General features: G+C 73.0%; 16 protein-coding genes. 11 read left to right on the plus strand and 5 right to left on the minus strand.

Features of this window, described 5'->3' with window-relative positions:
• Positions 1-5: 5 nt before the first annotated feature.
• Entirely contained in the window at positions 6-635 is a 630-nt protein-coding gene (locus ACFPIJ_RS25355; protein ID WP_380117878.1) for a TetR/AcrR family transcriptional regulator, read from the plus strand.
• A complete protein-coding gene (locus ACFPIJ_RS25360) occupies positions 632-2,110 on the plus strand; it encodes a flavin-containing monooxygenase (protein WP_380117880.1) in 1,479 nt (492 codons plus the stop codon). Before ACFPIJ_RS25355 ends, ACFPIJ_RS25360 begins: the two co-directional genes overlap by 4 nt.
• Positions 2,111-2,215: 105 nt before the next feature.
• Here the strand turns inward: ACFPIJ_RS25360 and ACFPIJ_RS25365 are convergent, their stop codons facing one another.
• On the minus strand, positions 2,216-2,836 hold the full coding sequence (locus ACFPIJ_RS25365; RefSeq protein WP_380117882.1) for an acetoacetate decarboxylase family protein: 621 nt from the start codon (positions 2,834-2,836) through the stop codon (positions 2,216-2,218).
• Positions 2,837-2,937: 101 nt separating this feature from the next.
• Between ACFPIJ_RS25365 and ACFPIJ_RS25370 the strand changes: the two genes are divergently transcribed.
• From ACFPIJ_RS25370 to ACFPIJ_RS25380, 3 genes are all read left to right on the plus strand, one after another.
• On the plus strand, positions 2,938-3,906 hold the full coding sequence (locus ACFPIJ_RS25370; RefSeq protein ID WP_380117884.1) for an alpha/beta fold hydrolase: 969 nt from the start codon (positions 2,938-2,940) through the stop codon (positions 3,904-3,906).
• Positions 3,907-4,020: 114 nt separating this feature from the next.
• Positions 4,021-4,962, plus strand: coding sequence for an alpha/beta hydrolase family protein (locus tag ACFPIJ_RS25375; RefSeq protein ID WP_380117886.1), 942 nt, complete (start codon positions 4,021-4,023; stop codon positions 4,960-4,962).
• 106 nt (positions 4,963-5,068) lie between these two features.
• Complete coding sequence (locus ACFPIJ_RS25380; protein ID WP_380117888.1) at positions 5,069-5,386, plus strand: STAS domain-containing protein; 318 nt, start codon at positions 5,069-5,071, stop codon at positions 5,384-5,386.
• On the opposite strand, the gene ACFPIJ_RS25385 is transcribed toward ACFPIJ_RS25380, so the two are convergent.
• Positions 5,358-6,626, minus strand: a complete 1,269-nt coding sequence (locus tag ACFPIJ_RS25385; protein ID WP_380117890.1) for an acyltransferase family protein — start codon at positions 6,624-6,626, stop codon at positions 5,358-5,360. The two genes, ACFPIJ_RS25380 and ACFPIJ_RS25385, sit on opposite strands and share 29 nt — an antisense overlap.
• Positions 6,627-6,937: 311 nt before the next feature.
• On the opposite strand from ACFPIJ_RS25385, the gene ACFPIJ_RS25390 reads away from it, so the two are divergent.
• The 5 genes from ACFPIJ_RS25390 to ACFPIJ_RS25410 are packed head-to-tail and all read left to right on the plus strand — an operon-like array spanning position 6,938 to position 13,322.
• Positions 6,938-7,777: a TIGR03619 family F420-dependent LLM class oxidoreductase gene (locus tag ACFPIJ_RS25390; protein WP_380117892.1), complete on the plus strand. Its 840-nt coding sequence runs from the start codon at positions 6,938-6,940 to the stop codon at positions 7,775-7,777.
• Positions 7,774-8,175 (plus strand): TIGR03668 family PPOX class F420-dependent oxidoreductase, encoded by a 402-nt coding sequence (locus tag ACFPIJ_RS25395; protein ID WP_380117894.1) that lies wholly within the window; start codon positions 7,774-7,776, stop codon positions 8,173-8,175. Before ACFPIJ_RS25390 ends, ACFPIJ_RS25395 begins: the two co-directional genes overlap by 4 nt.
• A 22-nt stretch (positions 8,176-8,197) precedes the next feature.
• A complete protein-coding gene (locus tag ACFPIJ_RS25400; RefSeq protein WP_380117896.1) occupies positions 8,198-11,167 on the plus strand; it encodes an ATP-binding protein in 2,970 nt (989 codons plus the stop codon).
• A 45-nt stretch (positions 11,168-11,212) separates the two neighbouring features.
• Positions 11,213-12,403: an amidohydrolase family protein gene (locus tag ACFPIJ_RS25405; protein ID WP_380117898.1), complete on the plus strand. Its 1,191-nt coding sequence runs from the start codon at positions 11,213-11,215 to the stop codon at positions 12,401-12,403.
• Positions 12,404-12,443: 40 nt separating this feature from the next.
• Complete coding sequence (locus ACFPIJ_RS25410; RefSeq protein WP_380117900.1) at positions 12,444-13,322, plus strand: ABC transporter substrate-binding protein; 879 nt, start codon at positions 12,444-12,446, stop codon at positions 13,320-13,322.
• A 250-nt stretch (positions 13,323-13,572) separates the two neighbouring features.
• Here the strand turns inward: ACFPIJ_RS25410 and ACFPIJ_RS25415 are convergent, their stop codons facing one another.
• Positions 13,573-13,776 (minus strand): cold-shock protein, encoded by a 204-nt coding sequence (locus ACFPIJ_RS25415; RefSeq protein ID WP_203851697.1) that lies wholly within the window; start codon positions 13,774-13,776, stop codon positions 13,573-13,575.
• A gap of 265 nt (positions 13,777-14,041) precedes the next feature.
• Between ACFPIJ_RS25415 and ACFPIJ_RS25420 the strand changes: the two genes are divergently transcribed.
• On the plus strand, positions 14,042-14,626 hold the full coding sequence (locus tag ACFPIJ_RS25420) for a hypothetical protein (RefSeq protein WP_380117902.1): 585 nt from the start codon (positions 14,042-14,044) through the stop codon (positions 14,624-14,626).
• On the opposite strand, the gene ACFPIJ_RS25425 is transcribed toward ACFPIJ_RS25420, so the two are convergent.
• Together ACFPIJ_RS25425 and ACFPIJ_RS25430 are read right to left on the minus strand one after the other, a co-directional pair.
• Entirely contained in the window at positions 14,623-15,396 is a 774-nt protein-coding gene (locus ACFPIJ_RS25425; RefSeq protein WP_380117904.1) for a siderophore-interacting protein, read from the minus strand. The genes ACFPIJ_RS25420 and ACFPIJ_RS25425 overlap by 4 nt on opposite strands.
• Positions 15,393-16,397 carry an ABC transporter substrate-binding protein gene (locus ACFPIJ_RS25430; protein WP_380117906.1) on the minus strand — a complete coding sequence of 335 codons (1,005 nt, stop codon included), beginning with the start codon at positions 16,395-16,397 and terminating at the stop codon, positions 15,393-15,395. The genes ACFPIJ_RS25425 and ACFPIJ_RS25430 overlap by 4 nt, the downstream gene beginning before the upstream one ends.
• Between the last annotated feature and the right edge of the window lie 28 nt (positions 16,398-16,425).

Raw genomic sequence — 16,425 nt, forward strand, 5'->3', positions numbered from 1 at the left:
CTGCCATGCGGATGAGCGGCGGGCCTGCCGAGCGGGGCCGGCGGCTGGAGCCCGATGTGCGGCGTGAGCAGATTCTGGCCGTCGCGGCGCGGTTGTTCGGGGAGCGGCCCTACGCCGAGGTGTCCACAACGGACATCGCGGATGCCGCCGGGGTGGCGCGTGGGCTGATCAACCATTACTTCGGCACCAAACGAGGGTTGTTCATCGAGGCGGTCCGGGTGCTGGTCACGATCCCGGCGGTCGCGGTGGAACAGTTGCCCGAGGGGGACCTCGCGACCCGGGTCGACGCCAGTGTCACGTGGTTCCTCGACGTGGTGTCGCGGCACAGCAGGTCCTGGCTGGCTGCCGTCGACGGTGGTGGCGTGGGGCGCGACGCGGACATCGAGCGGGTCCTGCAGGAGGCCGATGACGTGGCCGCGGACAGCATCCTCGTCGCGGTCGGGCTGGACGGCGAGCGGGAGCACCGGGACGAGCTGCGGGCCATGGTGCGCGCGTACTGCGGCCTGGCGAAGGCCACCGCCCGCGAGTGGCTGGAGCACAAGACGCTCAGCCGGGCGCAGGTGCACATCCTGCTGTCGACGATGCTGGTCACGCTCGTGGAGAAGGTCTTCAAAGAGATCAGCAGACAACCATGAGGATCGCTGTCATCGGTGCCGGTTTCGGTGGCATCGCCGCCGCGCATCTGTTGCGTCAGGCCGGTTTCCGCGACGTCGTCATCTTCGACAAGGCGGACGGCGTCGGCGGCGTCTGGCGCGACAACGTCTACCCGGGCTGCGCCTGCGACATCCCCGCGCCGCTGTACTCGTTCTCGTTCGCACTCAACCCTGACTGGTCGCAACGGTTCCCGCCGCAGCCGGAGATTCTGCGGTACCTGCAACGCTGCGTCCGCGACTTCGGCCTGGAGACACGGCTGGGCACCGAGGTGACCGCCGCAGACTGGACCGGCGACGCGTGGCGACTGACCCTCAACAAAGGCACGACCAACAACGGCACGACCGACAACGGCACGACCAGCAACGGCACGACCAGCAACGGCACGACCGAGATGTTCGACGTGCTGATCCCGGCGATGGGCCAGCTGTCCCGCCCGGACATCCCGAAGCTCGCCGGCGCGGAGGACTTCGAAGGTCCAGCGTTGCACACCGCGCGCTGGGACGTGAACCAGGACGTCAAAGGCAAGCGGATCGCGGTCATCGGCACCGGCGCGAGCGCGATCCAGCTCGTCCCCGCCATCGCCGAGGAAGCCGCGCACGTCACCGTCTTCCAGCGCACGGCACCGTGGACGCTGCCGAAGCCGAACCGGCAGTACGGAGCCTGGCGGCGGGCGCTCAACCGCAGGGTGCCGGCGGTGATGCGGGCGGCGCGGGCCGGCACGTGGCTGCTGACGTGGGTGACCGGCAAGGCGGTGACCGGCAACCGGCCGGCCCGGCTCGCGGTGTGGGCGCTGTCCAGCGGGCAGCGGCTCGTGCAGGCGCGGGGCCTGCGGACAGCGGTCACGCCGGACTACGCGATGGGCTGCAAGCGGGTGTTGTTCACCGGCGACTGGTTCCGGACGCTGCGCCGCCCCGACGTCGACCTCGTCACCGCCGACATCGAGCGGATCACCGAAGCGGGGATCCGCACCACCGACGGTGAGAGCCGCGCGTGCGACCTCATCGTGTACGGGACGGGCTTCGCGGCCACCGAGTTCCTGGCACCGGTGCGGATCACCGGGCGGGACGGCCGCGCGCTGCACGACGAGTGGCAAAACGGCGCCTACGCGCACCTCGGCATTGCCGTGCCGGGTTTTCCGAACATGTTCATGATGTACGGGCCGAACACCAACACCGGCAACACCTCGGTGGTGTACTTCCACGAGGCGCAGGCCCGGTACATCGTGCAGGCGGTGCGGCTGCTGTCGGCGGGGCGCCCGGTCGAGGTGCGCGCGGAGGTGGCGGCGGCGTTCGACGCGGAGATGCAGCGACGGCTCGGCGCGAGCGTCTGGGTGGGTTGCGACAGCTGGTACCGCACCGACGGCGGCCGGGTCGTCACCAACTGGCCCGGCATGGCGGGTGAGTACGCCGCCCGCACCGCCCGGCTCAACGAGGCGGACTACACGACGACCCACTGAGCCGTCCCGAAGCACACCCGGAAAGCGGCGAACCACGCAACAGCGGAACCGAAGCGCACCCGGGAAAGCCGCGGCCACGAACGACAGCAGCGGCAAAGCGGCGGACTACGCAGCAGCGGCACCGAAGCGCATCCGGAAGTCGGCGGCCACGAACGACAGCAGCGGCCGCCGTCCGGCGAGGAACCGCAGCGGCCCGTCGGGTGCGATCGTCCACGCGACCCGGGCCGGGCCGTAGCGGGCGGTTGAGCGGACCGGCGTCGTCACTGCGCGCCCGGCAAGGTCCTGCACGACCCGGAACCCGACCGGCAGCCGCGGCGGGATGCCGCGGCCGGACAGCACCGAGGACGCGATCGGACCGTCCGGCGTGACGGCTGAAGCGGTGGCAGCGAGCGAGAACGACGCGAGATCCTTCGGGATCCCCCAGAGCTCCCGGCCGCCGTCGCGGGAGGCGACGCTGTCGACCCAGATGTGCGTGATGGTGACCCGCGGCCGCCAACCGGCCCGGGTCAGCACGGCCGACAGCAGCTCGCGGTAGCTCAGGTCACCGCCCGGCTGGTAGTCGACCCACGCGGTGCCGATGAACGCCCGGCCGAACAGGCGCAGCACGCGAACCGAGGATGGCACCGCGGGCACGTCAGCGAGCGGCACGGCCCAGACGGACACGTGCATCCGGCCGCGCAGCGACCACGGCGGTGGTGGATATGAGCGAAGCCCGTCGATGCCCACGACGGCACTCTACGCCTCTTGACAGTCTGCCAACAAGCGGAGGTAAATGACTCCTCAGGAAACAGCGTTTCGTCCAGCGATACGTCCGGAGGTACTGAAGCATGCTCTCCAAACGGTTCGCCGCACTGTCCGCCCTCCTCATCACCACCGCCGCCCTGAGCCTGCCCGCGCAGGCCCAGGCCGCGACCTGGACCCAGGTCAGCAACACCGTCGACGTCTCCTGCGCGGCGTTCACCTACCACCCGGCGGCGGACTGGTTCCTGCCGGCCGGCACCCCCAAGGGCCTGGTCTACCTGCAGCACGGCTTCTCCCGCTCCAACGGCAACCTGGCCGACCTGGCCGAGCACTACGCCGCGGCCGGGTTCGTGGCCTTCGCCCCGACGCTGCCGTCGGCCGACATCTTCGGCTGCACGGTCAGCAACCTCGGCAACAACGCCCCGTTCCTGAACAACGTCGCGACCTGGCTCGGCCAGGCCGACAACACCAACGGCGCACTCGCCCGCAGCTACGCGAACGCGCTGAGCAAGGCGGGCCGGCCCGCCACGGCCCTGCCGACCTCCTACGTCATCGCCGGCCACTCGGCCGGCGGCGAGGTCGCCGCGTACGTGGCGAACCGGCTGCGCACCACGTATCCGGGCCAGTTCGCCCGGGTCCGGCTCGTCCAGCTGCTCGACCCGGTGAAGTCGTTCATCGGGTCGAACATGGCCACCGGCCTGAACGGCCTCAACCTGACCAGCACGCCGATCTTCGCGATCTCGTCGCCGCCGTACACCGCCAACAGCAACGCCAACGGGACGGTCGAGCTCACCACCGACGTGCATCGGCCGTTCCTGGGCGTGCGACTCACGACCGGCTCCCACTGCGACGCAGAGGGGGCGAGCACCGACGGGCTGTGCACGACGCTCAACGGCGCCTCGCAGCCGGGCAACGTCACCGCCCTGCAGACCTTCGCGGTTGCCTGGGCCAACGATGCGGTCGCGGGCACGACCAGCGCCGGCTACTACCCCGGCGGCGCGTACTACCAGTCACTGCTGACCAGCGGCGTGACGCAGACCCTCAGCGGCGCCTGACCACGAACCCGGGTCCGCTGGAGATGCAAGAAGGCATTGACGGCGGACCCGGGTCTACCCGTACGCTGTCACCCAAGGGGAAACTTCGTTTCACTATGGGAAACAGAGGTCCGAATGGCTCAACGCTTCAGCCGCCGCGGCGTGCTGCTCGCCGCCGGCGGTGCGGTCGTCGCCGGCGCCCTGATCAGCCCGGCCAAGGCCGACGCCGCGTATTCGAACGTCGGCACGTACGGCACCACGATCAACGGCGGCGGTGTCAGTGATCCAGCCGACGTGTACCACCCCAACACCTCCTCACCGCACCAGCCGTGGCCGGTCGTGCTGCTGCTGCAGGGCGCCAACGTCGGCCGGGCCAACTACGCCGGATTCGCCCGCAAGGTCGCCTCCTACGGCTTCGTGGTCGTCGTCCCCGACCACACCCGCGTCATCTTCGGCGTCCCGGGCCTGTACGCCGACGGCGCGGAGGCCACCTGGACGGTCGCCTGGGCCGCCGCGGAGAACGCCCGCGCCGGCTCGCCGCTCCAGGGCCAGATCGACGCCGGCAAGCTCCTGCTCACCGGTCACTCGTTCGGTGGCGCCGCCGGCCTCGGGCTGTCCACGGGCCTGTCCACGCCGCCGTTCACCGACCTGCCGATCCCGGCGCCGCCACAGCTGAAGGCGGCCGCGTTCTACGGCACGAACAACGCCGTGCCCGGCTCGCCGGTCATCCCGCCGGTCGCCAACACCATCCCGGTCGCGCTCATCCAGGGCGCCGCCGACGGCGTCGGCAGCCCCGCCAACGGCCTGGGCACCTACTCGGTCCTGCTGGGCGTGCCGAAGTTGTACGTCAGCGTCACCGGCGCCAACCACTACGGCATCACCGACGCCCAGAACCCGGCCGGCGCCCGGCCGGACCTGTCCCCGCAGACCCTCAACCAGGCCGACGGGGTCGAGAACATCGCCAGGTGGGCCGCGCTGTGGCTGCGCGCCCAGCTCGGCGACCCGGTCGGCACCGCCTGGGTCTACGGCATCGGCGACGCGGTCGACGCGGGTGTCGAGACCCAGTACGCCCGCTGATCGGAGGCGAGCGCCCGGCCGAAACGCCGGGCGCTTGCCGGATGACAACGAACCAACTGTAAACAGGGCAGATAGTGTTCCAACGATCGACGTTGGGACGGTTTCGGTGAGTTTGAACCTGCACGTGCAAGGACGCATCGGTGGCGGCACCGTCATCGTCGCCCGGGGCGACCTCGACTACGGGGGCGCGGACCGGTTCCGGGCCTGTGTCGCGCAGGCGCTGCAACCCCCGCCGGGCGCGCTGTACATCGACCTGCAGCTGGTCACCTTCGTCGATTCCAGCGGCCTCGGCGCCCTGGTCACCGCCCACAAGCTGGCCGAGCGCGCCGGGTCGCGGCTGGTGCTGGAGAGCCCGTCGGAGGCGCTGCTGCGCACGTTGCGCACCGCCGGCCTGGTCAGCCTGTTCGGCCTCCCACCGGCGTAGCCTCCTCCCGCCGGCGCCGCGCCGGTTCGTAGACCTGCAGCGGGAGCCGCACCGACGGCGGGACCGGCACCGCCTTCCGCGGCCCGGGGGTCCAGTCCTTCCAGGCCAGGGCACGCCGCTCGACCAGGTGCCAGGACAGCGCGGCAGCGGCGAACGCGGCGGCGAGGGACATGGCGATGTAGGGCAGGTAGCCCCACCGGCTCCAGCCGAGGCTGGCGAACACCTGCTGGCCGATGAACCCGTAGATGTAGACGCCGTACGAGTAGTCGTTGCGCCGCCCGATCCCGCGCAGCGCCGGCGGCATCCGTACGCCCGCCCAGGCCAGGGCGTACACCAGCGCCGGGAAGCCGATCACGAAGAAGCCACCGAACAGCAGCGACCCGGCAAGGGCCGCCAGGCACGCGAAGCCGAGGCCGTCGTGGATGACGACGCGGTCGCGGTACAGCTCCAGCACGGCCCCGCCCAGGAACAGCAGTCCCAGGTACATGACCCACTGCGGCGACACGGCGCCGAGCAGCGGCAGGTGCACCGAGCCGTAGTACGGGGTCGGCGGGCCGAGGAGCGGGCGGCCCTGGATCTGGTCGACGACGACGACGCCGTACAGCACCGCCACGAGGCACACGACCACCCACCGGCGGCGGCGCAGCACCGCGGTCACGGCCAGGGTGCCGGCCAGGGCGTAGCAGATCACCTCGTACACCAGCGACCAGAGCGCGCCGTCGAACACGCTGCCGCCGGCCTGCCGTCCCCACGGGGTGGAGGCGCCGAGCAGGTCGTGGATGCCGTAGTGCCGGACACCGGTGAACCAGTTGCCGGTCACGTACTGCAGCGGCCCATTCGGCCCGGACCAGAACCCGTGCAGCGTCCCCCATTCGCGCAGCGCCACGAGCGGCGCGACGACGAACGCGGTCACCAGCAGGCAGACCCACAGCCCGGGCAGGATCCGCAGCATCCGGTGCCACACGAACCGGGGCAGCGACGTGCGCGCCGCGCTGCGGGTGATGAGCAGGCCGGACAACACGAAGAAGCCGAACACCGCGAGGGTCCCGGTGTTGGTCTGGTTGCGGAACAGCGACTCGCCGAGGTCCTCCCAGCCGAAGCCGAGCGACGTGCCGTGCGTGAACACCACGACGACGGCGAGCCCGAGCCGGATCGCGCCGATGCCGTTGTCCCGCCCGGAATACAACTGCCCGAGGGTCGCCCGCGGCAGGCTGTGCCGCGCCTTCGAACGGTGCCACACCCGTGACCGCCGGCGTTGAGAGGGTACGACCGGCCGTTGCCCGAGTTGCGTCAACACTTCCCTTTCCCTGGCGAGCGACAGTCTGATCAGCTGTTGCAGCAACATGCCGGGGGGAGGGAGTGGCCGTGACGGGCCGGGAGCGGATGGGGTGATGGCCGGGCGGGCCCACATCCACACCACGAGGCTATCGCACGCGTCCGGCCACACCGGGTGAATGCCGGGCGGCTCCCCGGTGAAGTGTCACCGGGTGAGATCCGGCGGGTTCGGCGCCACCCCCGCGCCGGTGCGGGTTCACGGGGTAGAGATGGGGCATGGAATTCGGAGTCGGATACTTCCCCACGCACGACGCGATGGGGCCCGGGCCCCTCGCCCGGCTGGTCGAGGAGCGCGGGCAGGGCGCGCTGTTCTTCGCCGAGCACACGCATATCCCGGCGAGCCGGGACACCCCGTACGGCGACGGCAGCAAGGAACTGCCGCGGCGGTACCGGCACACCTACGACCTGTTCGTCGCGCTGACCGCGGCCGCCGCCGCGACCAGCCGGCTGCGCGTCGGCAGCGGCATCTGCCTGGTCATCGAGCGCGACCCGATCATCACGGCGAAGGAGGTCGCCTCCGTCGACCACCTGTCGGGCGGCCGGTTCGAGTTCGGTGTCGGCGCCGGGTGGAACCGCGAGGAGATGCGCAACCACGGCACCGATCCGCGGGTCCGCATGCAGGTTCTGCGGGAGCGGATCGAGGCGATGCAGGCGATCTGGCGCGACGAGGAGGCCAGCTACGACGGCCGGTTCGTGTCGTTCGACCGGATCTGGTCGTTTCCGAAGCCGGTCCAGCGGCCGCACCCGCCGATCCTCGTCGGCGGCACCGGCCCCGGCGTCCTGGACCGGGTCCTGGCGTTCGGCACCGCGTGGTTCCCGAACTACGACGAGAGCATCTTCCCGCGCATCGCCGAGCTGCGTTCGCGCGCCGAACGCCCGATCGACGTGCAGGTGATCAGCGCCCCCGCCGACCCGGCGGTCCTGCAACGCCTGCACGACGCCGGGGTGCAGCGGGCCAGCCGCTGGCTGCCGTCGGCGCCGCAGGCGACGGTGGAGCGGGCGCTGGAGCGCTGGGAGGCCGCGATCGCCGACTTCGCCGGTGAGGGTGGTGGGTGACCGAGGCCGAGGCCAGGGCCAGGTTCGCGGCGTCGCCGGTGGCCCGCCTGGCCACCGCGACGCCGGACGGCCGGCCACATCTCGTGCCGATCGTGTTCATCCTGCAAGACGGCACGATCTACCACGGGGTCGACGCGAAACCGAAGCGCCGCACGGCGCTGCGCCGGCTCGCGAACCTCGACGCCAACCCCCACGCCAGCGTCCTCGTCGACCACTACGACGACGACTGGGACGCGCTCTGGTGGGTCCGCGCCGACGGCACCGCCCGCGACGTCGACCCGGCCGGCCCGGAGGGGCGTGCCGCGGTGCGACTGCTCACGGCCCGGTATCCGCGGTACCGGCTGCTGGGCCGCCTGATCGCCATCGACGTCACCGGTTGGTCCTGGTGGGCCGCGTAGCGGGCGACCTTACGATGGCGGCGTGCCCACATTCGTCGGTCGGGAGCGGGAGACGGCGCGGCTCGAGGCCCGGCTGCGGGCCGCCGTTGCGGGCGCCGGATCGGTGGTGCTGGTGGGCGGCGAGCCCGGCGTGGGCAAGACCCGCCTGGCCACGCAGACCGCCGGCGTCGCGCGTGACCTGGGCATGGTGGTTGCCTCCGGGCGGGCCACGGACGACGAGGGCAGCCCGCCGTACCGGCCGGTGAGCCAGGTGCTCCGGGCGCTCACCCTGCCCGACCCGCTGGGCGGCGGCGCCGTCGCGGACGGGCGGGCCGACGTGGCGGCGCAGGAGCGGTTCCGCCGGTACGAGGCGGTGAGCGGGGCGCTGCGTGCCGCCGCCGCGCCGACCGGCCTGTTCGTGCTGCTCGACGACCTGCACTGGGCGGACGCGGGCACCCTGCGGCTGCTGGTGCACGTGGCCCGGGACGTCCCGGGCCGCCTCGTGGTGGTGGCCACCTACCGGACGACCGAGCACGCGACCGATGCCGTGTTCGGTGCGTCGCTCGCCGCGCTCGCGGTCGAGCCGGTCGTGGAGCGGATCGTCCTCACCGGGCTGTCCGAGGAGGAGGTCGGCCGCCAGCTCGACGCGGTCACCGGTTTCGCCGTTCCGGCCGGGGTGGCTCAGGCCGTTCACCGGCGCACGCACGGCAACCCGTTCTTCGTCGGGGAGCTGGGCCTGCTGCTGACCGGATCACCACCTGCGGCCGGGGAGCCGGGCCTTGTGCCGACCGGATCACCACCTGCGGCCGGGGAGCCGGGCCTTGTACCGACCGGATCACCACCTGCGGCCGGGGAGCCGGGCCTTGTACCGACCGGATCACCGTCGGCGGTCGGGGGGCTGCGGCTGCCGGACGGTGTGCGCGACGCGGTGCGGGCCCGGCTGGCCCGGTTGAGTGCCCCGTGCCGGCGCGTGGTGCGGGCCGCGGCGGTGCTGGGCGCCGGACCGGACGCGGCGGTGCTCGCCGAGGTGACCGGCCTCGAGCCGGCCGGCGTGCTCACCGTGCTGGACGAGGCGGCCGCCGCCGGCATCCTCACCAGGCCCGGCGGGACCTGGTCGGGCGCCGTGGGGTTGCCCGAGGGAGACGGTGACGGCCTCGCGCGCGCCGCTTTCACGCACGACCTGATCCGCGAGGCAGCGGTGGCCGAGGTGCCCACCGCCGAGCGGATGCTCCTGCACGCCCGGATGGCCGCGGTGCTGCGCGGCCGCCCCGACGCGGACGCCAGGGCCGCCGAGGTCGCCCACCACCTCGTGGCGTCGCTGCCGTTGGGCGCCGCAGCCGAGGCCGTGGCCTGGTCACGGCGGGCCGGTGACCGCGCGGCCGCGCTCCTGGCGTGGGAGGAGGCCGCTGCCTGGTACGGCCGTGCGCTCGACGCCGCAGCGGCCCTGCCGCTGCCGGCGACGGAACAGGCCGCCCTGCTCACCGCCCGCGCCGCGGCGCAGGTGCGTGGGTACGACGTGGACGGCGCCCGCGAATCACTGACCGCCGCCGCCGGCGTCGCCCGCGCGGCGGGTGATCCGGAGGCGTTCGCGCGGGCGGTGCTCGTGATGGAAGGGGTCTCGGACTTCCTGTGGGATCCGGTCGGGCGGTCCCTCGCCGAGGAGGCGGTGGCGGCGCTGCCGGACGCCGACAGCGGCCTGCGGGCCCGGCTGATGGCGCAGGTGGTGGTGATGGACGCGTGGCGGCAGACCGCCGACGCCGGACCGCGGTCGCTCGCGGCCGTCGAGATGGCCGAGCGGACCGGCGACCGGCGCGCGCTGGTCGAGGCGCTGCGGGCCCGGCAGTTCGCGCTCAGCTCCCCGGCCGGCGCCGAGGAACGGCTGGCGCTCGGCACCCGGCTCCTCGCGCTCGGCGCGGACGGCGACGACGACGCGCTGCTGTGGGGGCGGCTGTGGCGGTTCGACGCCTACGCGCAGCTCGGCGACCTGACCGCCGCGTCCACCGAGGCCGAGGCGGTGGCGGCGCTCGCCGACCGGACCCACAGCACCCTCGCGGGCTGGCACGCCATCCGGTCCAGGGCCGCGCTGGCCGCCGCGTCCGGCGACTTCGCCGGGGCGCTGGCGCTGGCCGGGCGGAGCCTGGCCCTGGCCCGGCGCTCGGGCAGCGAAGGGTCGATCCAGCCGTCGGTGGGCGTCCTGCTGGGGATCTGCGCGATCACCGGCGACCGCTCCGCCGTGCCGCTGGAGGGCGCCTTCAGGCTGCCCGAGACGACGGCGGCGGGCTGGCTGCGTGGTGCGCTCGCCCTGTGGAAGCTCGCGGCCGGTGAGCGCGCCGAGGCGGAGCGGCTCTACCGCGGGGTGCCGCCGGTCGACAACATACCGCCGTTCGTCCGCCTCCCGGCCGTGTCCGGCATGATCGAACTGGCCGCCGAGTTCGACGACCTCCCGGCGGTGGCGACGCTGCACGACATGCTGCTGGCGGACGCCGACCGGTTCGTCTGCGGCGGCGCGGGCGTCATCATGATCGGCGGCCCGGCCCGCCTTCCGCTCGGCATCGGCGCCTCGGCGCTCGGCCGCCACGACGAGGCGGTCGCGCACCTGCGCGCGGCCATCGACCTCGGCGGGCGGGCCGGGATGCCGCCGGCGGTGGCGACCGCCCGGTTCCACCTCGCCCGGGCGCTGCTGCGCCGGGACGGCCCGGGTGACCGTGCCGCCGCGGCCGTCCACGCGACCGAGGCGGCCGCGGAAGCGGTGCGGCTGGGCATGCGGCCCCTCGCGGCCCAGGTGGCCGGCCTCGAGACGGGCGCGGCGCAGCCGCGGTCCGACCCGCTGACCCCGCGCGAGCGGGAGATCGCCGGCCACGTGGCGCGCGGGCTCACCAACAAGGCCATCGCGGCCGAGCTCTACCTCTCCGAGCGCACGGTCGAGACGCACGTGCAGCGGGTGCTGGCCAAGCTCGGGCTCGCCAACCGCACGCAGGTGGCGACCTGGCATCTGCGTAGCACGGATACGTGATTGCACGGACGCCCGGGCGGCACCCGCCGCCGCAGGCTGTCCGGCATGACCATCACCGTGTTGCGACCGGACCACCTCTTCGACGGCACCGGCGCCCCGCCCGTCGACAACCCCGCCGTCGTCATCGACGGCCGGCACATCGTCTCGGTGGATGCCGCCGATGTGCCGGCCGCGGCCACGGTCGTCCACCTGCCGGGCGCGACGCTGCTGCCCGGGCTGGTCGACACCCACGTGCACCTCGCGTTCGACGCCTCACCGGACCCGGTCGCCGCGCTGGCCGGCCGGGACGCCGCCGAGACGTTCGCCGTCATGTGCGCGGCCGCGCGGCGGGCCGCCCGAGCCGGCGTGACCACCGTGCGCGACCTCGGCGATGTCGACCACCTCGCCCTCGGGGTGCGGGCGGCGGCCCGCACCGACCGGACGTTGCCCGAGATCCTCGCCGCCGGGGTGCCGATCACCACGCCGGGCGGGCACTGCCACTTCCTCGGCGGCGCCGCGTCCGGCGTGGAGGGTGTCCGCGCCGCCGTGCGCGACCGGCACGAGCGCGGCGTCGACGTCATCAAGGTGATGGTCAGCGGCGGCAACATGACGCCGGGCAGCCGGCCGGAGACCGTCCAGTTCACCGACGCCGAGCTGCGGGCGCTGGTCGGCGAGGCGCACGCGCTCGGCCTGCGGGTCGCCGCGCACGCGCACGGCGCCGCCGCGATCGTCGCCGCGGTCGCGGCCGGCGTGGACAGTCTCGAGCACGCCTCGTTCATGACCTCCGACTCGGTCGAGGACATCCCGGACGGCCTGCTGGACGAGATCAACCGCCGGGGCGTGGCGCTGAGCCTGACCCTCGGCCTCCGGGTCGACGAAGGTTCGAGCCTGCCGCCCGCGATGGCGGCCCGCCTGCCGAAACTGACCGCGAACGCCGCCGCGATGTGCGCGTCCGGCGCCCGCGTCGTCGTCGGCACCGACGCCGGGATCGGCCCGGTCAAGCCGCACGACGTCCTGCCCACCGCGCTGGTCCAGCTCATCCGGATCGGCATGACCCCCACGGCGGCGCTGCACGCCATGACCGGCCGCGCCGCCGAGGTGGTCGGCCTGGGCGACCGGAAGGGCAAGGTCCTTCCCGGGTACGACGCCGACCTCCTTGCCGTCGACGGCGACCCGCTGTCCGACCCGTCGGCGCTGCACCGGATCCGTGCCGTCTACGTGCGCGGCGCCGCGCTCCCCCGGCCCGACCACGGGTAACCGTCCATAAAGGACAGAAGGCCGGGCGTAGAGTCGGGGTATGCGCCTGGTGTCGTTGCTGCCGTCCGCCACGGAGATCGTGTACGCGCTCGGGCTCGGCGACGACCTGGTCGGGGTGACGTTCGAGTGTGACGAGCCACCGTCGGCGCGGGTCGACAAGACCGTGGTCGTCGGCGGGCGGGACACCCGCGGGATGGCGCCCGGGGAGATCGACGCGTACGTGCGGGGGCAGTTCGCCGCCGGCGCGGACCTGTACACGTTGCACGCGGGCGCCCTGGCGGCGCTCGACCCGCAGCTGATCCTCACGCAGGACCTGTGCCGGGTGTGCGCGCTGCCGTCCGGTCACGTCGAGGACGCCCTGGCGCACCTCGGCTGCCGGGCCGACGTGCTGTCCCTGGACCCGCACGACCTCGACGAGGTGCTCGGCACGATCCTCGAGGTCGGCGCCCGCGCCGGCGTGCCGGAGCGGGCGGAGCGGCTGGTCGCCGGGCTGCGGGCGAGGCTGGCCGCGGTGACGGCCGCGGTCGGCGGGCGGCCTCGGCGCAGGGTGCTCGTGGTCGAGTGGGTCGACCCGCCGTTCACCGCCGGGCACTGGGTGCCGGACCTGGTGACGGCGGCCGGTGGGGAGCCGGTGGCCGCACATCCGGGCGCCCGGTCGCTCGAGACCACCTGGCCGGCGCTGGTGGAGGCGCGGCCGGAGGTGGTCGTGGTGTCGCCGTGCGGCTTCCACCTGGACGGCGCCGTCGACCAGGCGAAGCGGATCGCCCCGCGGTTCCCGGGCGCCGAGGTCTGGGCGATCGACGCCGACGGCATCGTGGTGCGGCCCGGCCCGCGGCTCGTCGACGGGGTCGAGGCCCTGGCCGCGATCCTGCACCCCGGCACGGTCCCCGACCGGCCGGACCGGGCGCGACACATATGACAAACAGGCCCGTGCCACGACTGGCCGGACCGGGCGCGGCGCGTCGACAAACGGGCCCGCGCCGACCGGCCGGACCGGGCGCGGCGCACATGACAAAAGGGCCCGTGCCCGACCCATCGAAATGGGTCCGACACGAGCCCGATCTGTCCAACCAGCGGGGCCGCGCTCAGGTGCACCGGGTGGTGCTACGAGTCGACAGCACGCGCGCTGCGGTCACCGGCATGTGCACGGCTTCCGAAGCAGGTGTTTGTCAGACGCCGCGAACGTTGTCAGCCTGCGGGCCCTTCTGGCCCTGGGTGACGTCGTACTCGACCTTCTGGCCCTCGGCGAGCTCGCGGTAGCCGCTGCTCGCGATGGCCGAGTAGTGCACGAAGACGTCCGCGCCGCCGTCGTCCTGCTGGATGAAGCCGAAGCCTTTTTCGGAGTTGAACCACTTCACGGTACCGCTAGCCACGCGTTCCTCCTGAACACAGTGAGTCCTGCCAGCCATCTTTGCCGACAGTGAAGACCTCACCGAGACACACGGTACTGCCAGTGACCTCGCAGAGACAGCCGGGAACGCCATCTCAATCCGGCTGATCGCCGCATTCCCCTGGTCGAATGAGCCATAAATCAGGCTAAAGTCCCCCAAACAAACCCGAAAAGTTTCACTAGATCGTTTGTATTTCGCAACACACCCGTTCGCCCGATGGACTGAACGGAAACAAGAATGTGCTGACATGAGCGCCTTTACCCATCTTGACCTGACCGGGCTCCAGCAGATCGACCAGTTCGCGTGGCGCGACGAACAGGGCACGGTCATGTCTCTGCACTTCTTCAACCTACGCCCGGACCTGCCGGCGTCACTGACCGAGCCGGCCGCCCTGCTGGCCGGGCTGGCCAGGCACACCGCCGGCGCGGGCGCGGGGCTCATCGACGCGACGATCGAGCCGGTCGACGGCGTGCCGGCGGTGCGGCAGCTGCTGAAGGTGCGCCACCCGCAGGGCCACGGGCAGGTGTTCATCGGCTCCTACACGGTGCCGCGGGCGACCTGCAGCACCGTGCTGAAGCTGCAGGCGCCCGAGGTCGGCACGACCGGCATGCGGGAGGCGTTCATCATGGCCCAGCTCGGGCCGGACCGGTTCTACACGCCGTCGCCCTACGCCCCGGACGCCACCGGCGGGCTGCCCTACCACTGGGCGGATCACGAGCAGTACGACGCCCAGTTCCCGCAGCACCCGCTGACCCTGATCCGGGCGGGGCTGCGCCGCCTGCTGCCCAGCGCCCGCCTGGACGAACGCTTCAAGGCCCTGCCGGCGTTCTAGCTGTCCAGCAGGTCGTCCTCGGTGGCGCCGCGCCGCCAGTACCCGGTGAACATCACCCGCCGCTTGTCGATGCCGCGCTCCGACACCAGGTGCCGGCGCACGCCGCGCACCACGCCGGACTCCCCCGCGAGCCAGGCGTACGGCGTGCCGGACGGCAGCTCGGCGGCCCGGACCGCCTCGACGGTCCCGCCGCCGACCAGCCACGTCACCTCGACGCTGTCGGCCCGCGGCAGGTCCCGCACGTCGACTGGGTCGTGGACCTCGATCCACGCCCGGACCGGCAGGGACGAGCCGACCCAGTCCAGGATCCCGGCGAGGGCCGGCACGGCCGTCTCGTCGCCGGTGAGCAGGACCCACTCGGTGTCCGGCGGCGGGCGGAAGTCCACGCCGCCGTTGTCGGCGACGGTCGGGCAGAGCACCACGGCCCGGTCACCCGGGCGGGCGTGCCGGGCCCAGGTGGACGCCGGGCCGGCCGCGACCGTGTCGTGCACGGCGAACTCGACGTCGAACTCACCGTCGCGCTGCTCACGCACGGTGTAGGTCCGCATGACCGCCCGCGTCGACGGGTCGGCGGCGCGCCATTCGGCGTACCAGTCCGAACCCCTGGGCACCACCGCGGCGCTCTGGTGTGGCTGCGGCAGGAACAGCTTGAACCGCTGGTCCCGGCCGCCACTGACGAGGCGGTCCGGCCCACCGAACACGATCCGCACCGCCGAGGGTGACAGCAGCTCCCGGCGCAGCACCGTGACGTCGAAGAACTCGAACGTCACGGAGTGACCTTCTTCGCCGACGTGAGCGCCTTCGCCAGGGTCTCCAGCGCGCCCGCGCAGCCGGCGTAGCTGAAGCGCGGCTCACTGAGCCACGGCACGAGCTGGCCCGCCTTGACCGCCGGCAGCGCCGCCCAGGTCGGTTTGGTGGCGAGGTCCTTGGGTTGCAGCGCCGACGTGCGGCTGTCGAGCAGGATCACGTCCGCCGCGTACCGGTCGGCGGTCTCCCAGCTCAGGTTCTCGAAGAAGCCGCCGGTGACGTTCGCCGGAGTGATCACGTCGACGCCGAGCTCCTTGTAGTAGCTCAGGTCCGCGTACGCCTTGGGAGTCGACACGTACAGCAGGTCCGGGCTGGCGGACGCGGCGAGGACCTTGAGCCCGCCGTTGGCCTTGACCGCCGTCCTGACCGCCTCGCTTGCGGTGTCGAAGCGGGCCTTGGCCGCGGTCGAGGCCGACGGGTCCGCGCCCAGCGACTTCGCGAGGGCCGCGTACCGCTCGATGACCTGCAGCAGGGTGACCCCGCCGGACACGCTCAGCCCGACACTCGGGGCGAACGCGAGGATCTTGTCCCTGCTGTCGTCGGGCACGTACCAGAGCGCGTCCGGCTCGTACATGTTGGTGACGAGCAGGTCGGGCTTGAGGGCCGCGTACTTCTCGATGTTGAACTCGCCCCACGCGTTGCCCAGCGACGTGAGCCGGTTCACGTCGAGGTCACCGGCGAGGGGGTCCTTGCTGCCGTCGGCGCTCTTCGAGGGGCCGAAGGTACCCAGGACCTGGGCGTCGACGCCGAAGTCGCGCAGGGCGGCGGCGGAGCCGACGTAGGCCACGACGCGGGACGGCCTGGTGGCGGCGGTGACCTTCGTGCCGCGGTCGTCCGTGAACTCCCAGGGACCGCCCGACGCGGCGGCGGATCCGCTGCCGCTGTCGTCGCCGCAGGCGGCGAGCAGTGCGCCGAGGCCGAGGGTGCCGGCACCGGTGAGGAGACGCCGTCGGGAGAGGGGCATGGGTTTCGCCTTCCGTCGCTGACTTGTT

The sequence above is a fragment of the Dactylosporangium cerinum genome, from assembly GCF_042653625.1.
Lineage (GTDB): Bacteria > Actinomycetota > Actinomycetes > Mycobacteriales > Micromonosporaceae > Dactylosporangium > Dactylosporangium cerinum.

Bases quoted from the DNA above. Each gene is read 5' to 3' on its own strand.
- ACFPIJ_RS25355 (WP_380117878.1), top strand. From the start codon at position 6: ATGCGGATGAGCGGCGGGCCTGCCGAGCGGGGCCGGCGGCTGGAGCCC.
- ACFPIJ_RS25360 (WP_380117880.1), top strand. From the start codon at position 632: ATGAGGATCGCTGTCATCGGTGCCGGTTTCGGTGGCATCGCCGCCGCG.
- ACFPIJ_RS25370 (WP_380117884.1), top strand. From the start codon at position 2,938: ATGCTCTCCAAACGGTTCGCCGCACTGTCCGCCCTCCTCATCACCACC.
- ACFPIJ_RS25375 (WP_380117886.1), top strand. From the start codon at position 4,021: ATGGCTCAACGCTTCAGCCGCCGCGGCGTGCTGCTCGCCGCCGGCGGT.
- ACFPIJ_RS25390 (WP_380117892.1), top strand. From the start codon at position 6,938: ATGGAATTCGGAGTCGGATACTTCCCCACGCACGACGCGATGGGGCCC.
- ACFPIJ_RS25405 (WP_380117898.1), top strand. From the start codon at position 11,213: ATGACCATCACCGTGTTGCGACCGGACCACCTCTTCGACGGCACCGGC.
- ACFPIJ_RS25410 (WP_380117900.1), top strand. From the start codon at position 12,444: ATGCGCCTGGTGTCGTTGCTGCCGTCCGCCACGGAGATCGTGTACGCG.
- ACFPIJ_RS25420 (WP_380117902.1), top strand. From the start codon at position 14,042: ATGAGCGCCTTTACCCATCTTGACCTGACCGGGCTCCAGCAGATCGAC.
- ACFPIJ_RS25430 (WP_380117906.1), bottom strand. From the start codon at position 16,397: ATGCCCCTCTCCCGACGGCGTCTCCTCACCGGTGCCGGCACCCTCGGC.